The following is a 16499-nucleotide window of genomic DNA, read 5'->3' as shown; positions in this document are numbered from 1 at the left end:
TTTCGGCGGGGGCGCGACCGACCGACGGAGACTGTGGAACACGAACGCGACGAGGACGGCAGCGACTCGGACGCCGGGAGCCGCGAGCGCGACGAGCGCTCAGAAGACGAGCGCGACGCACGTCCCGGCGGAAAGGGCGACGCGATTCCGGACGACGAGCGCGAGGCGCTGGAGACGATCGCGCACGGCGCGGTACTCACCTCGGGCGGGGTCACCGGCCAGCGCGCGCTGATCGCAGCGACCGAGTTCGCGTTGACCCGCGGGCTCGGTCCGACCGCCTACGGCGTGTACGCGCTGGCGTGGCGGATCGCCCAGCTGTGCTCGCGGCTCGTGACGTTCGGCAGCGTCCCCGCGATCCAGCGCTACCTCCCGGAGTACGCGGCGGATCCGGACCGACAGGGCGCGGTCGCCGGCCTCGCGTACGCGACGACGCTCGGGTTCGGGGTCGCGATCGCGGCCGGCGTCTGGCTCGCGGCGCCGGCGATAAACGCCCGCACCGTCACGGAGCCGGCGTTCGCGGGAACGATGCGGGCGTTCGGCGGGCTCGTCGGCCTCCTCGGCGTCGTGATGGTCGCGTCCGCGCTCTTCCGCGCGGTCGGGTCGGCCCGCGGCGAGATCCTGTTCAACAAGCTGTTGCGCCCGGGCGTCAGGCTCGTCGGCGCGCTCGGCGCGCTCGCGCTCGGCTACTCCGTCGTCGGCGTCGCCGGCGCGATCGTCGCCGCGACCGGGGTCCTCGCCGCGGCCGCGGTCCCCCTCTCCGCGTCCGTCACGGGGGTTCGGCCGACGCTCCGGGGTGCCCGCACGGAGGCGCGCCGCTTCTACGACCACGCGGCGCCGGTGGCGATGAGCAGCCTCGGGAAGGTGTTCCAGAACCGCGTCGACGTGCTGCTCGTCGGTGCGCTGCTGACGGCGACCGCGGCGGGCGTGTACAACGTCGTCCTCGTGGTGATCGCGGTCGCGTGGATCCCCCTCTTATCCTTCAATCAACTCCTCCCGCCGGTCGCCTCGGAGCTGTACGCGAACGACCGGACGGCGACGCTCAACGCGGTGTACGGCTCCGTCACGCGACAGATCGTCACCGCGGTCGTCCCGATCCTCGCCGTGCTGGCGGTGTACGGCCGGGAGATCCTCGGGCTGTTCGGCGCGGCGTACGTCGACGGCTACCTCCCGCTCGTCGTCTACCTCGGCGGCGTCTTCGTCGGGAGCGCCGTGGGCGCGACCGGCTGGCTCCTGATGATGACCGACCACCAGTACGCGCGGATGGCGCTCGACTGGCTGCTCGCGGTCCTCAACGTCGGGCTGACCTACGCGTTCGTCGTCCGGTACGGGCTCGTCGGCGCCGCGCTCGGCACGTCGCTCGCGATCGCGGTCCAGAACGGGATCCAGGTCGTCCTCCTCCGTCACTTCGAGGGGCTGTGGCCGTTCGACCGGACCTTCCTCACCCCGCTCGCGGCGGGCGGCGTCGCCGCGGCCGTCATGTACGGCGTCCGCTCGCTCCTGACCGGACCCTCGGCGGTCCTCGCGGGGAGTGCGGTCGGAATCGCGGCGTACGCCGCCTCGCTCCGACTCGTGGGCGTGGACCCCCGCGATCGCTTCGTCGCGCGACGGCTGGCGCGGCGGTACCGGGCCGCGCTCGCGGAGCGGTTCGACCGCTGAGCCGCGCGCCCCCGAAGCGGCTCGGCCGCTGGCTCCCCGCGAGCGGATCGCGACGGTTTATTGGCGGACCGCGACGTACCGACGGTATGCAAACGATCGACCGCGAGTCGGCGGGGTCGGCTCGCGTCGCGATCGTCGGCGGGATCCACGGCGACGAGCCCGCCGGCGTGCGGATCGTAGAGCGGCTCGCGGCGGAACTCTCACCGCTCGACCCGACCGACGGCGGCGGGGTCGACGGAGGGAGGAACGGCGACGACGCGGAGCCCGAGGGGCTCGTCAGGCTCATCCTCGCCAACGAACCGGCGATCGAGGCCGAGACGCGCTACACGGACGCGGACCTGAACCGGGCGTTCCCGGGCGACGCCGACAGCGAGGAGTACGAGCGGGCGCTGGCGCCGCGGCTCGCCGCCGAGCTGGAGGGGTTCGACGCCGTGCTCGCGCTCCACACCTCCCACAGCGCGCCGCCGCCGTTCGCCATCTTCAGCGACCTGACCGAGTCGGTCCGCCGCACCGTCACCGGGCTCCCGGTCGACCACGTGGTCGACGCGAGCGGGCTCCGGTCGACGACGCTCGACTCCACGATCCCACATACCGTCTCGATCGAGGTGGGCCGACAGGGGAGCGAGGCGGCCGTCGAGTTCGGCCACGAGGCGTGTCACGCGTTCCTCCGCGTCCACGACGCGCTGGCGGACGAGCCGCCGACGTTCTCGGAGACGGTCGTGGTGAAGGGCAGCGAGGAGGTGCCGAAGGGCGGCGGGGAGCCGCGCGTCCACTTCGCGAACTTCGAGGCCATCCCGGAGGGCGCGGTGTTCGCCGAGGACGACGTGTACACGCACCGCGTCGAGGAGCCGGGCGTGGTCCCGATCCTCGCGAGCGAGCGCGGGTACGACGACATCTTCGGCATGTACGGCCGCGTCACCGGGGCCGTAAAGCCGCCAGGCGAGGGGGAGCTGCGGGTGTATCCGCGCGGCGACCGCGACGAGCGTCGCGACTCCGGAGCGGGCGGGGACGACGGCGAGAACGGGTCGGAACGGTCGGGGCGCTCGAACTGACTACGCTTCGGCCGGGACGGTCACTTCGCGGTCGGCGTGATATCGCCGACGGCGTCCATCACCTGGACAGCCGCGCTGGCGGCGAGGCCGCGGGCGACCTCGTCGGTGTCGGACTCGGCGATGCCGGCGTCCAGGTCCTCGGGGTCGGGGGTGAAGCCGGCCGAGACGGGGTGGCCGGCCGGCGGGTTGACCGCGACGGTCGCCTGCGGGCCCTCGGCGCCGACGGAGAGCTCGGAGCCGACGGCGTAGCTGTCGGGGAGATACGATTGCGTGCGCGATACGATTCCGGCGACCGCGCGCCGGAGCTGTCGTTCCTGGTCCGGAGAGAGGTCGACGGCCGCGGGCGAGCCCGCGTCCGTCACACCCGGTGCCCCGGCGTACGGGTTGTTGCCGTTCATTCGAAGCTACGTTCTATACGCGGAGCCGAGTCAAAAAGGCGTCGGCGGCGGCGACCGCGGCTCCGCCGCGTCGCCGGACCGGCTCCGTCCGCGCGAGCCCGCTACAGGATCGGCTCGGACTCCCCGTACGCGGCGATCACGACCGCGGTCGCGTACCGGTCCGGCTCAGCGGCGACCGTCTCGACGCGCGTCTCGCGCTCCGGGAGCTCCCAGTCGCGGAGGTCGGACCCCGCGTCGAGCCCCGCCTCGATCCGCTCGCGGACGCCCTCGGGGTCCTCCCCGGTCACCTCGTAGAAGAGCCCCGGGCCCGGGCCGGTCGCCCAGCCGAGCCCCGCGACCGCGTCGGGGTGTCGGCGCGGCGCGCGCTTCGACTCGGCGCCCTCGGCGCCCGAGCGCCCGCCCTCGCGGAAGTCGACCTCGTCGCCCGGTCCGATCGTCCTGCGCGCCTCGACGACGGTGAGTCGGTTGCCGGCGGGGCCCAAGTCAGGGACCGCCGACACCGCTTCGACGGTCGCCTCGGCGGGGACGACGGAGGAGACCGCCACGAGGTTGTAGTTGTGGAGGTTCGCGTCCGCGAGCGCGGCGTCGTAAGAGGCCATCGCCGTGTCGGCGACTCCGACGCCGCCGGCGACGTGAATGGTGTTCATTGACGGCGAATCGGCGGCGAGCGCGGTAAGGGGTTACGAACCCGACTGCCGCCGCGGACGACATCAACCGCATTTAAAAGGGCGGTGGCGCGTGCCTGCGAGCGGCCGCCCCCGGCGGCCGCGAGGCAGCACGCGCGAGGGAGTCAGTCGCCGGAGCGAAGCGGAGGCGACTGACGAGGCTGGGGAGGCGCGAGGTGCGGTTGCGGTGCCGTGCGGGGCGGGACTCAAAGGGGCAGTCGCGAGGCGGGCGCAGGCGACGCAAGCACTGGAGGGAGTGAGCGAAGCGAACGACCGAAGCGCGCAGCGAGCGTGCGCCCGCCTCGCGGCTGGGGCTTTGGAGGTGTTCGCCGCCGATCTGCGATCAGCCATTTATAAGCGAGCGGCTAGGGCTTTGGAGGTGACCTCTGACGATCCATAATCAACTGTTTATAAGCGAGCGGCTGGGGTTCTGAAGTTGGTTGCCGCCGATCCGCTGTCAACTATTTATAAACGAACCGCTAGAATTTCAGCCGAAGTAATGGGCGTTAAAGCACCTCGCCAAAACCGACCGTCGATCACGTAGTCGTCGCCTCAGTACTGGTAGTTGATGACCCGCTCGTCCTCTTTGTCCGCGTCCTGAAGCTTGTCGCGAGCCTGCTCGAAGTCCGCCTGCGAGACCTCGGTGCGGCCGTCGCGGATGGCGAACATCCCGGCCTCGGTGGCGAGCGAGGCGATGTCCGCGCCGCTGTACCCGTCGAGGTCGCGGGCGACGGAACCGAGGTCGACGCCGTCGGCGACGTTCATGTCTTGCGTGTGGATCTCCAGGATGCGCTCGCGGCCCTCGGGACCGGGCTCGGGCACCTCGATGAGGCGGTCGAACCGCCCCGGACGGAGGATCGCCTCGTCGAGCATGTCGAAGCGGTTGGTCGCGGCCATGATCCGGACCTCGCCGCGGTCGTCGAAGCCGTCCATCTCGGAGAGCAGCTGCATCATCGTCCGCTGGACCTCCGCGTCGCCCGAGGTCTTCGAGTCCGTGCGCTTGGCCGCGACGGCGTCGATCTCGTCGATGAAGATGACGGCGGGCTCGCGCTCGGCGGCGAGCTCGAACAGGTCGCGGACGAGCCGCGCGCCCTCGCCGATGAACTTCCGGACGAGCTCGGAGCCGGCCATCTTGATGAACGTCGCGTCCGACTCGTTGGCGACGGCCTTCGCGAGCATCGTCTTCCCGGTGCCCGGCGGGCCGTGGAGCAGGACGCCGCTCGGCGGCTCGACGCCCACCGTCTCGAACTGCTCGGGGTTTTCGAGGGGGTCCTCGACGGCCTCGCGGACCTCCCGGATCTGGTCGTCGATGCCGCCGATGTCGGCGTACTCGACGTCCGGCGACTCGGTGACCTCCATCGCCTGCGCCCGGGAGTCGGTCTCGTCGTCAAGCACCTGCTGGACCGCGAAGGAGTCGTTGATCGCGACGCGGTCGCCGGGCCGAAGGTCCTCGTCGAGCCGCGAGGCGGCCTGCGTGAGCACCTCCTGGTTGTTGCCGTGCTGTTTGATGACGACGCCGTCGTCGGTGATCTCCTCGACGGAGGCGATGTACAGCGAGGAGGTCTTCAGCACCTCGTTCTCGCGTTTCAGCTGCTCGACGTCGTCTTTCAGCTCGCCGCGGCGCCCCTCGGCGTCCGCGAGCCGGTCTTCCAGTTCCTCGTTCACCTGAACGATCCGCCGGTAGTGCTGGCGGATCGCCTCCAGCCGCTCCGCGTCGCTCATCTCGGGGTCGAGCTCCAACCGCGGGCGGTCGGGCAGTGAGGGGCTGTGAGACATTCGTTGTTCCCGAGTAAGATACGGGCGTAAATGTGCCTTTGGGTCACGGAGAGACCGTTGGATCGGCGGCGCGGACGCGCGGCCGCCGAGGCCGTGAACCCCGGCGGCGACCGCGCGGCTCCCGGAAGGTATCAGGATCGATAACCGGAGGTCAACGTTTTAACGCGGAGCGAACGAAGCCGCTCGTATGGACGCACGAACGGCGGGCGGACGCGCCGGTTCGGCGCTCGCAGACCGCGAGACCCGGACGGGGAGGCGCCGCCGATGACCGAAGCCCCGGACGCGACCGTCCTCGCGGTCGACGACGAGCCGGACCTCGCGGAACTGTACCGGGTGTACCTCGACCCGGTCTACGACGTGCGGATCGCCACCGGCGGCGAGGCGGCGCTCGATGCGATGGACGACGATGTCGACGTCGTCCTCTTAGACCGCCGGATGCCCGACATGTCGGGCCACGAGGTGTTGAACGCGATCCGCGGCGACGGGTACGACGCCCGCGTGGCGATGCTGACCGCGGTCGAGCCCGACGTCGACATCGTCGACATGCCGTTCGACGACTACAAGACGAAGCCGGTCACCAAGGAGGACCTGCTCACGCTCGTCGAGGTGCTCCTCCACCGGGCCGCGTTCGACGAGCGGAGCCAGGAGTTCTTCGCGCTCGCCTCGAAGAAGGCGGCGCTGGAGGCCGCGGGCACGACCGGCACCGAGGAGTACGAGGAGCTCGTCGAGCGGATGGAGTCCGTCCGGCTCGAAGTCGACGACACGCTCGATCGCCTCTCCGCGCGGGACGCGTTCGTCGAGGTTCCCGGCGAAGTGCCGTAGACGGACCCTTCCTCCCCCGACTACTCTATCTCCAACTCGCCGCCCGCGCCCTCCTCACCGCCGTCCTCGTCCCACTCCAGCTCGAACTCGACGCTCAGCTCGCCCGGCCCGCCCGCCGGTCCCTCGCGCTCCGCCTTCACCTCGAAGGTCGGCCTCGCGGGCGGCTCCAGCGTCGTCGACTCGTCGCCGCGTTTGAGCGTGATCGCGTTTCCGTCGTCCAGCGAGTCCGCGACCGTCCGCAGGTACGCGGCGATCTCCTCGCGGCTCCGACGGCTCTCCGACTCGAAGAGGACTTCTTCGGGCATGCGGGGTCGTACGCCGTCTCGTAACTTAAATACCGACGCGGCGCTGCGCCGTCGCTCCCCCGATCGTTTTGTGCCGTCCGACCGAACGCTCACCCCGTGTCAATCCCCGACTCGCTTCGCACGGTCGTCGCCGTCGCCGTCTACTGGACGGCGATCGCCCTCGGCGGGAGCGTCCTCCTCCCGGACCCGACGAGCCCGCTCGCCGCTGTCCCGATCCTCGGCGGCGGCGCGGTCGTCGCGCACGCCGCACGCGCCGACCGCCTCGTCGAACTCGGCTACGCGGTGGGGACGATGTGGCTCGCCGTGCTGGCGCTGTCGATCGGCACCGGCGTCGTCGACGTGTTCGTCCTGCCGGCGGGAGAGATCGCGCCGCTCGCCGGCTACCCGGGGATCGCGGCGATCGGGACGGTCGGGCTGTTCGGCGTCCTCCTCGTCGCGTACGGGGCGTTCGTCCGCCGGAGCGCGGAGCGCGACGCGGGCGAAGCCGAGTGAGACTGACCGCCGACCCGCCCCCGACCGCCTTAGAACCCGTCCTCGAAGACGAACGTCCCAGTTACACCTTTTTCCCGGCCTCGCTCCGCTCGGCCGGCAAAAATCTGTACCAAAAAACCGCACGTCCGAGGACGGCCGCCGACCCGCCCCCCGACCACCTTAGAACCCGTCCTCGAAGACGAACGTCCCGTTCCGCTGAACGACCTCGCCGTCGACCTCGATGACGGAGTCCTCGCTCATGTCGACGATCATGTCGACGTGTTCGGCCGACTCGTTGACCTCGTTGTCTCCCCCCACCGTCTCCGGGTACGCGGAGCCGACCGCCATGTGGACGGTGTCGCCCATCTTCTCGTCGAACAGCATGTTGTAGGTGAAGCGGTCGATCTGTCGGTTCATCCCGATACCCAGCTCGCCGAGGCGCCGCGAGCCCTCGTCGGTGTCGAGGATGCCGGAGAGGAGGTCCTCGTTGCGCTCGGCCGAGTGGGAGACGACCTCGCCGTCCTCGAACCGGAGCCGGACCCCGTCGATCTCGCGGCCGTAGCGGTACAGCGGCAGGTCGAAGTGGACCTCGCCGTCGACGCCGTCGCGGGTCGGCGCGGTGAACACCTCGCCGCCGGGGAGGTTCGCCTCGCCGTCGTCGTTGAGCGTGGAGTTGCCCGACACGTCGAGCGTGAGGTCGGTCTCCTCGCCCGATCGGATCCGGACCTCGTCGGCGTCGTCGAGGATCTCGACCATCTCCGCCTGGAACTCGCGCTGTTCGTCCCAGTCCAGCGAGACGGCGTCCCAGACGAAGTTCTCGTACGCCTCGGTGCTCATCCCGGCGAGCTGGGCGTGGCTGGCGGTCGGGTACTGCGTGAGGCACCACGTCTTCGACAGGCGCGTTCGCTTGACTTCTTCCATCGCGCGGTTGTACGCGGCGTTGGTCTCGGGGTCGACGTCGGCGTCCTCGGTGGCGTTCGCGCCGCCGCGCGCGATGACGAAGACGTCGGCCGCCTCGTAGAGCGCGCGCCGGTGGCTCGGCTCGGTGAACTCCTCGGAAGAGCGCTTGAACGCGCGCTGGGCGCGCTTCGAGTAGTTGAGGTAGACGGGGTTCGCCCCGCGGTCGCCGCAGACCTCGTGGAGCGCGACGGCGAGGTCCTCGGCCTCCTTGGGCATCTGGATGACCACGTCGTCGCCCGACTCGATGCCGGTAGAGTGGTCGGCGATGATCTCCGCGTGTTCGCGAACGCGTGCGTCCATACAGCCGATTTCGCGGCCGGGGAATTACCGCTTTTCCTTCCGGCGGGCCGGGTGGGGGAGCCCGAGGCGCGAGCGTCCGGCGCAGGAACGCCGCCGATCCACGGGTGAGACGACCGGCCAGTTCGCCGGCCGCAACGCGTTTGCCCCGCCGTCGCGTACGATCGGACGATGTCTCGGCTCGCGTTCCGCGCGGCCGCGGCGGTCGTCGGCGTCGCGCTGCTCGCCGCCTACCTGACCGCGGCGCTGTTCGTCGCCGACCTGCTGCGCGCGGTCTGGGCCGCCCGCCCCGACCTCCCGGTCCTCCTCGCGCTGCTGGCCGCCGGCGCGCTCGGGTCGGCGTACCTCAGCTACCGGCTCGGCACCGCGCAGGTCCTCGCGAACCTGGAGGGGGACCGGGTTCCCCGCGAGCGGGCGCCGGACCTCCACCGTCGGATCGACTCGCTCGCGGCGCGGATGGCGGTCGAGCGCCCAACGCTGTACGTCACCGACGCCCGCGCCCCGAACGCGTTCGCGGTCGAGGGCGGGAGCGACGGCGGCGCCTTGGTGATCGACCGGTCGCTGTTCCGGCTGCTCTCCCCGCGGGAAATCGAGGCGATCCTCGCGCACGAGCTTGCGCACTTAGAGGGGAACGACGGGTTCGCGATCGCGATGGCCGACGGGGTCGGCCGCGCCCTCGTCGGGGTCGCCACCGTGGTCGCGCTGCCGGCGCTGCTCGCGCTGTCGGGGCTCGCCGCCGCCTCGGCGTGGATTCGCGGTCGACCGGGCGACCGGTCGGGTCCCTTCGCGCGGCTCCACCGCGCTCTCGCCGGCGCGCTGTTCGGCGGGTTCGTCCTCGCGACGCTCGTCTCCCGGTCGCGGTCGCGCAAGCGCGAGTTCGCGGCCGACGATCGCGCCGCCGAGGTGACCGGCGATCCGATCGCGCTCGCGCGGGCGCTCCGTCGAATCGAGCGCGCGGCGGAGCCTGCGTGGCCGTTCGCGCCGTTCTCGACGCACAAGCGCACCGAGGACGCGGCCGAGCGCTGGCTGTCGACCCACCCCTCGACCGACGAGCGCGTCGAGCGCCTGCGCGAGAAGGCGGAGTCGCAGGGACCGACGCGGCGGATTCCGGCGGGGCCATCGGGGGCGAGCGGCGGACGCGGATCGTCGTGGCGGTAATAGGGGCCACGACGCGAGATCCGACCCGAACTGCGGTGGCGCGTGCCTGCGAGCGGCCCTTGGCCGCGAGCAGCACGCGCGAGCGACGCGGTGAGCGCTCGAAGAGCGCGAACCGCGAGGTTGGGGAGGTGTGAGGCGCGGTGCCGTGCGGTGCGGGGCGGGACTCAAAGGGGCAGCCGCGAGGGCGGCTCAGGCGACGTAAGTAGCGTGGCGCGACGCGCCACGGAAAGCCGGCGGCGGAGCCGCCGGCGACACCGCAAGGAGCGAGCGACGCGAGCGACTGAAGCGCGCAACGAGCGTGCTTCGTCCTCGCGGCTGGGGCTTTGGAGGTGTTCGTCGCCGATCCGGCAGTAGTCGTTTATAAGCGAGCGGCTGGGGCTTTGGAGGTGTTCGTCGTCGGTCCGCTGGCAGCAATAGATAGGTGATCGACCGGAATGACGGACGTCCAGCCTTACAGCCCGTATTGTTCGCGCGTCACGTCGTCGAGCCCGGATTCCTCCAGCACGTCCGCGGGCACGAGCATGTCGAGCTGGACGACGCCCGGGAGCCGGCCGATCTGGACGCCGCCGGTGAACGTACACCGGCCGCGGACCTCGCCCTCGCTCATGCCGAGCAGGGTCCCGGCGCGGTCGAACGCGTTCTGGGTGGCGTCGTTGACGGTCGCGCCGGAGCCGATCACCTGGAGCGGGGCGGCGTCGGTGTCGACGTCGACGCCGTGTTCGTCTCCGAGACCCTCACCCGCCGCGACCTCCTCGTCGCTGTACGGCTTGCTGATAAAGGGCAGGTCCTCCTCGTTCGGCAGCAGGACGGGCCCGTCGAGGTCGACGTCCTCGATCACCTCGACGTCCATCGTGACGGTGCCGCTCACGTCGGTGGTGTGTAAGGATAGCTCGCCGTCGCCCTGGTTCGCGTGGAGGTCGCCGACGTAGATCCCGCCGCCGTCGACGACGACCGGGCAGATCAGCGTCGCGCCCGCGCGGACCTCGGGCACGTCCATGTGGCCGTCGGTGCGCAGGTCGAGGTCTTCCTCGGTCTCGACGCCGTAGTCGTGGTCGGCGCCGATGAGGTTCTGCCCGAAGTCGCCCGCGTTGTGCGAGTCGGGCATCGTCACCGGCGGCGTGGTGCCGATGTTGCCGATGAACGGGCGGAGCCGGCCGAGCGTGCCGGGCATCCCGTCGGGCTCGTACAGCAGGATCGGGTGCTGGCGGGCGTTCTCGGGGATGTCCATCACCTCGTCGGCGTCGAGGGCGAGCTCGTGGGCGCCCTCCTCGTCGAGGGTGATCCCGACCGCGTTCTCGTGGTCGAACGCGACGGTGTAGCCGTACTCGAAGCCGAACGAGGAGGCGTTCGCGCCGCACTCGGCGCAGCGGATCGCGTCCTCGCCGGTGCCCTCCACGACGGAGTCCGGCCACGCCGTCCTGCACTCCGGACAGCGGTGGTCGACGAAGGGGTCGTCGCCGAACGCCTCGTCGCGCTCCGCCATCGACCCCGTGCTGGTGGCCATGCTCGTCACCTCCACGTCGCGGATGTGGATCGCGACGGCGTCGCCGACCTCGGCGCCCTCGACGCGGATCGGCCGCGTCACCTCGTGGCCGCCGCGGAACGAGGGCGTCACCATCGGCCCCCAACAGCCCGGCGGCGTGTACGTCTGCACCGTGCCGCCGTCCGCGACCGTGCCGGCCCACTCCTGATCCGGTCCGACCAGCCCGAGCGTGTACTGGTCGACGTACAGCTCCTCTTGAACGCCTTGCTGTGACATACCGTGTCAGCGTACGGCGCTGACCGAGATAATCCTACTGCTCGCGGAGGGGGACCGGGGATAGTTGCCGTCATTGCGGCCGCGAGACCGAGTCGATCCGACGCCCCGCGCGACCCGATGCCCCGCGTCGCTCACCACGCGACCCGACGGCCCAGCACGAAGACGACGAGCGCGACGAGGAGTGCGCCGAGGAACGCCTCGAGCCCGGCGAGCGCGCGCGCCGTCGACCCGACCGGCTGGACGTCCCCGTAGCCGAGCGTGGTGAACGTCACCATGCTGAAGTACATGTTCTTGCCGAGGACGACCGCTCCCTCCGGCGAGAAGAGGTTCGAGAGACCGCCGATCCCCTGCGTCGTGAGCTCGCTGCTGCCGGTCGTGCCCTGCGTCGTCGTGGTGTACAACACGCCCCAGATGAACACCGTCACCGCGGAGACGTACACGACCCGCCAGAGCCGCTCGCCGTACCCGCACGTCTGGTGGAGCACCTTGTTCCCGACCCACTTGCCGAGCGCCTTCGTGCGGTTGGCCGGCGACACCGCTTCCTCCCGGGTGAAGGCGGCGCGCCAGTTCTTCCGGCGCCGGTACACCATCTCCTTGATGAAGAACTCGGCCGCGGCCTTACGGTCGCCGAAGTCGCTCGCGCAGTTCTTCGCCTTCAGATACGTGTTCTCCAGCCTCGCGGGCGTGAACTCCGACTCGGTCTCCGATCGGTCGGCCGCCTCAGAGGCGGCGAAGGTGTGGATCTCCCAGTTGTTGCGCGCGAGGTACGTCTTGTGGGCGGTGAAGTCGAAGCCGTGGAAGTCGGTGTTACAGAACCGGAAGTGGTTGAACAGGCCGTGCGTACAGTGCTCGTCATCGAGCGTGACCTCCCGGACCTCCGCGTGCGTACAGTCGTAGAAGGCGTCGCCCTGCTCCGGCTGGCCGAGCGTCCCGCCGCGCACGACCGCGCCGCTCAGGTCGACGAGCGTCTCGGACTCGGCGGGCCGCGGGCGGAAGGCGACCGAGTGTTCGAACTCTGCCTCGGTGAACGCGGCGTCCCGGGCGAACGTCGTGTGCGCGAAGTTCGCGTAGAGGAACGACGCCTTGTCGAAGTCCGCCGTGCCGCGGAACGTCGCCGTCTCGAAGCTGGCGTCGTCGTTGTGCATGTTCGCGCTCCCCTCGAACTCCGCCGAGCGAAACGTCGCGTCGCCGCCGAACTCGGCGTCGGCGAACGTGCTGTCCTTCTCGAAGCGAAGCTCGTCGAAGTGCGCCTCGTCCTCGAAGCGGCAGCTGGAGAAGTCGGACTCCTCGAGGAACCGGGAGCGCGAGAAGACGGCCGACGCGCCGAACGCCGCGTTCCGGAAGGTGGCGTCGTCTTCGAAGACGGTGCGCTCGAACAGCGCCGTCCCCTCGAACTCCGCGCCGGAGAAGTCCGCGACGCGGAACTCGGCGAGCTTGAAGTCGGCGCTGTCCGCGAACGTCGCGGCCTCGAAGTTCGCGTCGGTGACCGTGTGGGCGCCCCCCTGAAACTCGACGCCGCGGAACGTCGCTCCCTCCTCGAACGACGACTCGGCGAAGCTCGCGTCGCTCTCGAACCGCGCCTCGTCGGCGGTGACGCCGGACTCGAACGCGATGCCGTCGAACGAGACCGGCTCGGTGAACCGGGTGTACGACAGGTCGACCGACTCCGCACAGACCGCGTCCTCGAAGCGCGCGCGACCGAACAGCGACTCGCGGAACGACACCGGCCCCCGGAAGCGCGCGTCGTCGAAGCCGGCCTGACCGAACTCGATCTCGCGGAAGTCGGCCTCGTCGGCGAAGACGGCGCCCGAGAACGCGGCGTCGTCGTCCTCGTGGTAGTCGCCGACGAACTCGACGCCGAGGAACGAGGCGGCGTCGCGGAACGCCGCGTCCTCGAACGTCGCGTCGTCGTCGAACCGCGCCTCGGCGAACGTCGTCTCGCCGCGGAACGCCGCGTCGCGGAAGTCGCCCTCGCCGGCGAAGTGGGTCGCCTCGAAGTTCGCGGGCCGCTCGAACGCCGCGGCCTCGAAGTTGGCGTACTCGAACTCCGCGCGGTAGAAGTCGGCCTCGTCGGCGAACGCGGCGTCGGCGAACGTCACGTCGTCGTCGCGGACGTTGTCGCCGCCGTCGAACTCCGCGCCGCGGAAGCTGGCCGCGCCGGCGAAGGTCGCCCGCTCGAAGGCGGCGTCGTCGTCGAACCGGCACTCGTCGAAGCTCGCTCGGTCGTCGAAGGCCGCGTCGGAGAACGCGAGGTCGTCGTCGAAGCGCGACTCGTCGAAGACGGCCGCCCCGCCGAACGCGGCGCCGGAGAAGTCGCTGTACCCGAACCGGGCGCTGAGGAAGTCGACGTCGCCGCCGAACACCGCGTCCGCGAACGAGAGGTCGTCGTCGTCGACGTTGTCACCGCCCTCGAACTCCGCGCCCCTGAACGTCGCGTCCCCGTCGACCGCGACGCCCTCGAAGCTCGCGTCGCTTTCGAACCGCGCCTCGTCACAGGAGAGCGACGACAGCGTCGCGTCCTCGAAGCTGACCTCCTCGGTGAAACGCGTCTCGTCGAATACCAGCTCCTCTGCGGCCGTCAGCCGCGACAAGTCGGCGAAGCCGACGACCGCGCGCCGGAACGTCGCTTCCCCCTCGAACGTCGCGTCCGCGAACGAGAGGTCGTCGTCTTCGAGGTTGTCCCGGCCGCGGAACTCCGCGCCCGCGAACGTCGCCGGCGCCTCGAACAGCGCCCCCGAGAACGCGGTGTCGCCGTCGAACCGGGCCTCCGCGAAGTCGGCGTAGTCGCCGAACGTCGCGTCCGCGAACTCGGCGTCGCCGCCGAAGGTCGCCCGGTCGAACGCCGCCGCGTCGCGGAACTCGCAGCCGACGAAATCCGCGTACCGGAAACCGGCCTTCGTGAACGAGGCGGGGGCGTCGAAGCGGGCGTCCTCGAAGCACGCGTCGTCGTCCAAGAGGTTCGCGTCGCCGCGGAACTCGGCGCCGTCAAACGCCGCCGCGCCGCGGAACCGCGCCTCGCGCAGCGAGGTGTCGCCGTTGAACCTGGCCTCCCGGGCGTCGACCGGCCCCTCGAACGTCGCGCCCGAGAGGTCCACGTCGCCCTCGAAGACGGCGCCGGTGAGGGTCGTCTCGCCGCGGACGACGGCGCCGGAGAGGTCGACCGGCGCGTCGAATTCCGACTCCGTCCAGTCGATCGCGCCGATCTCCGCGCCGGAGAGGTCGATCCGGCCCTCGAACTCCGACGCGGTCAGATCTAGGGTGCCGGTCACCGTCGCGCCCCGGAGGTCGAGGGGGTGCTTGTCGACGGCGTCGACGATCTCGTGGCGGATCGAGACGCCGTCGAGGCGGGCGCCGAGCAGGCGTTTCGCGGCCTTCCCCCGTTCGCCGGCCACGTCTCGGAGGCGCTCGGCGACGGCGTCTGCGTCGACGCCGAGGTCGTCGCGGGCGTCGCTCGACAGGTGGAACACGCAGCGGTCGGCCTCCGGGTGCGCGTCGTGCGGGCAGCGCCACTCCTCGTCTATCTCCGCGGCGACCTCCGCCGTCGCCGCGCCGGCCTCCTCGGGGTCGAGTCGAAACGTACACCGGCTCGTCATCGGTATGTTGACACGTCATCGTAACGACAGTGACTTTAATTTTGGTACTCGGCCGCACGTTTGCCGGCTGGTATCCGAAGGTGGCGTCCCAAAATATACCACATAGAGGGACTACGAGCCGACGGATGGGATTCACGGATTCTCTCCTGTGTGAGATTCTCGGGGCAAGGTGGGAATGCGACCGGTGTGGCGAGCGGTATCGAAATGAGCCGAACCGGTGTGACAACTGCGGGAACACGATTTATAACAGAATTAATAGCTGATCACGATGGCTGTATCCACACAGCGGGTTGGGACACAACGGGTCTTCTAGAGTGGGCTTTCACGAAGGTCGTAGTCAGATTCCCCTCTTGCCGAAACCCCCCGACCCACTGGAGAGCGGTGTGGTCGGTGTTCAGTTGAACGATGAGGGAACTGGTTCTTTTTATAAACGGCACCGTTACGTCCCGCGTATGCAGACCCACGTCGTGCCCGTCGGGTTCGACTACGACCGGATGATCGCCCCCCTCATCCGGGACCAGTTCGACGTCGACCGGGTGATCCTGTTGGAGGGCACCGTCGGCAGCGAGGCCAACGTCGAGTACTCGCGCAACATCGCGCGCAAGTTGGAGCAGGACTTCACGAACCTGCTCGGCGCCGAGACGGTCCGCGAGCGGCTGGACGACGTGTACGACTACGACGCCGCCTTCGAGCGCGCGTTCGACCTGATCAACGCCGAACTCGACCGGGACGAGGGGGTCGACGGGGCAGACGACGAACCGGGAGCGGGCGACGCCGTCGACGACCGCGAGGTGTGGGTGAACCTCTGTTCGATGCCCCGCCCCGTCTCCTTCGCGTTCGCGACCGCGGCCCACTCGATCATGGTCGAGCGGCAGGCGGACCGCGACCGGATTCACACCTACTACACGGCCCCCGAGAAGTACTTGGAGACCGAACTCGCGGAGGAGTTGCGCGCGACGCGGGACCTCCTGCGCGACCTCGACGAGGGGAGCGGCGGGAGCGAGAGCGACGAGGCGCTCGCCGAGGCGGGCGTCGACCCCGACCGCGTCGCCGACCGGCTGGCGAGCACCACGGACCTCCTCGCGGAGTTCGACGAGCGCGGCACCACCATCGGGGCGAAGAAAATCGGCGACCGCCACGTGATCGAGCTCCCGGTCGCCTCCTTCCAGAACGTCAAGCCGTTCGAGGAGCTGGTCCTGTTCACGCTGGGCGAACACGGCGAGTTCGAGTCCGTCTCCGAGCTGGCGGAGACGCTCGCGGCCGAGCTCAACGAGGAGTACACGGACTCGTTCCGCTCGAAGGTCATTTATAACGTTGATCGGTTGGGGCCCGGCGGCAAGGGGTACATCGAGCGCGAGGAACACGGGAAGTCCTACCGGACGAGCCTCTCGCGGATCGGCGAGCTGTGGGTCCGCGCACACGCCGACGAAGAGCGGGACTACCGGGATTTAGCGTGAACTGACGGGGGCGAATTAGTCGCTTCTTTATAAATTGGCACTGGCAGATCGACGGCGAACGCCGCCAAAGCCCCAGCCGCTCGCTTATAAATGGCTGATTGCGGATCGACGGCGAACGCCGCCAAAGCCC

General features: G+C 70.2%; 13 protein-coding genes. 6 read left to right on the top strand and 7 right to left on the bottom strand.

All coding sequences use genetic code 11. The annotated features are described in order from the left end of the window. Window positions 1–33 precede the first annotated feature (33 nt). Complete coding sequence (locus CPZ01_RS11940; RefSeq protein ID WP_096395367.1) at window positions 34–1656, top strand: lipopolysaccharide biosynthesis protein; 1623 nt, start codon at window positions 34–36, stop codon at window positions 1654–1656. Between the two features lie 86 nt (window positions 1657–1742). After that, complete coding sequence (locus tag CPZ01_RS11935; protein WP_096395365.1) at window positions 1743–2708, top strand: M14 family metallopeptidase; 966 nt, start codon at window positions 1743–1745, stop codon at window positions 2706–2708. Window positions 2709–2728: 20 nt separating this feature from the next. Here CPZ01_RS11935 and CPZ01_RS11930 read toward each other — a convergent pair whose 3' ends face one another. From CPZ01_RS11930 to pan2, 3 genes are all read right to left on the bottom strand, one after another. After that, window positions 2729–3106 (bottom strand): DUF5811 family protein, encoded by a 378-nt coding sequence (locus CPZ01_RS11930; RefSeq protein WP_096395363.1) that lies wholly within the window; start codon window positions 3104–3106, stop codon window positions 2729–2731. A gap of 101 nt (window positions 3107–3207) precedes the next feature. Further along, window positions 3208–3753 carry a pyruvoyl-dependent arginine decarboxylase gene (locus CPZ01_RS11925; protein ID WP_096395361.1) on the bottom strand — a complete coding sequence of 182 codons (546 nt, stop codon included), beginning with the start codon at window positions 3751–3753 and terminating at the stop codon, window positions 3208–3210. A 570-nt stretch (window positions 3754–4323) separates the two neighbouring features. After that, on the bottom strand, window positions 4324–5547 hold the full coding sequence (gene pan2 / locus CPZ01_RS11920) for a proteasome-activating nucleotidase Pan2 (RefSeq protein WP_096395359.1): 1224 nt from the start codon (window positions 5545–5547) through the stop codon (window positions 4324–4326). A 264-nt stretch (window positions 5548–5811) separates the two neighbouring features. Between pan2 and CPZ01_RS11915 the strand changes: the two genes are divergently transcribed. After that, window positions 5812–6369 (top strand): response regulator, encoded by a 558-nt coding sequence (locus CPZ01_RS11915; RefSeq protein ID WP_096395357.1) that lies wholly within the window; start codon window positions 5812–5814, stop codon window positions 6367–6369. A gap of 20 nt (window positions 6370–6389) precedes the next feature. Here CPZ01_RS11915 and CPZ01_RS11910 read toward each other — a convergent pair whose 3' ends face one another. Continuing rightward, complete coding sequence (locus CPZ01_RS11910) at window positions 6390–6674, bottom strand: amphi-Trp domain-containing protein (protein ID WP_096395355.1); 285 nt, start codon at window positions 6672–6674, stop codon at window positions 6390–6392. 96 nt (window positions 6675–6770) lie between these two features. On the opposite strand from CPZ01_RS11910, the gene CPZ01_RS11905 reads away from it, so the two are divergent. Then, window positions 6771–7166, top strand: coding sequence for a hypothetical protein (locus CPZ01_RS11905; protein ID WP_096395353.1), 396 nt, complete (start codon window positions 6771–6773; stop codon window positions 7164–7166). Between the two features lie 159 nt (window positions 7167–7325). Here the strand turns inward: CPZ01_RS11905 and CPZ01_RS11900 are convergent, their stop codons facing one another. Further along, window positions 7326–8405, bottom strand: coding sequence for an aminopeptidase (locus CPZ01_RS11900; RefSeq protein ID WP_096395351.1), 1080 nt, complete (start codon window positions 8403–8405; stop codon window positions 7326–7328). A 168-nt stretch (window positions 8406–8573) separates the two neighbouring features. Here CPZ01_RS11900 and CPZ01_RS11895 point away from each other — a divergent pair, with 168 nt between their 5' ends. Next, window positions 8574–9560: a M48 family metallopeptidase gene (locus tag CPZ01_RS11895; protein WP_096395349.1), complete on the top strand. Its 987-nt coding sequence runs from the start codon at window positions 8574–8576 to the stop codon at window positions 9558–9560. Window positions 9561–10011: 451 nt separating this feature from the next. On the opposite strand, the gene CPZ01_RS11890 is transcribed toward CPZ01_RS11895, so the two are convergent. Further along, the gene (locus CPZ01_RS11890; RefSeq protein WP_096395347.1) at window positions 10012–11319 is read right to left on the bottom strand and encodes an acetamidase/formamidase family protein; all 1308 of its coding nucleotides are present in this window, start codon (window positions 11317–11319) and stop codon (window positions 10012–10014) included. A 131-nt stretch (window positions 11320–11450) separates the two neighbouring features. Next, on the bottom strand, window positions 11451–14912 hold the full coding sequence (locus tag CPZ01_RS11885) for a pentapeptide repeat-containing protein (RefSeq protein ID WP_096395345.1): 3462 nt from the start codon (window positions 14910–14912) through the stop codon (window positions 11451–11453). A 452-nt stretch (window positions 14913–15364) separates the two neighbouring features. Between CPZ01_RS11885 and CPZ01_RS11880 the strand changes: the two genes are divergently transcribed. Beyond that, window positions 15365–16369 (top strand): HFX_2341 family transcriptional regulator, encoded by a 1005-nt coding sequence (locus CPZ01_RS11880; protein WP_096395343.1) that lies wholly within the window; start codon window positions 15365–15367, stop codon window positions 16367–16369. Window positions 16370–16499: the final 130 nt, after the last annotated feature.

It is taken from the genome of Halorubrum trapanicum (assembly GCF_002355655.1).
Taxonomy (GTDB): domain Archaea; phylum Halobacteriota; class Halobacteria; order Halobacteriales; family Haloferacaceae; genus Halorubrum; species Halorubrum trapanicum_A.
Note: the sequence above shows the minus strand (reverse complement) of the source record. Positions and strands in the feature narration are given on the sequence as shown.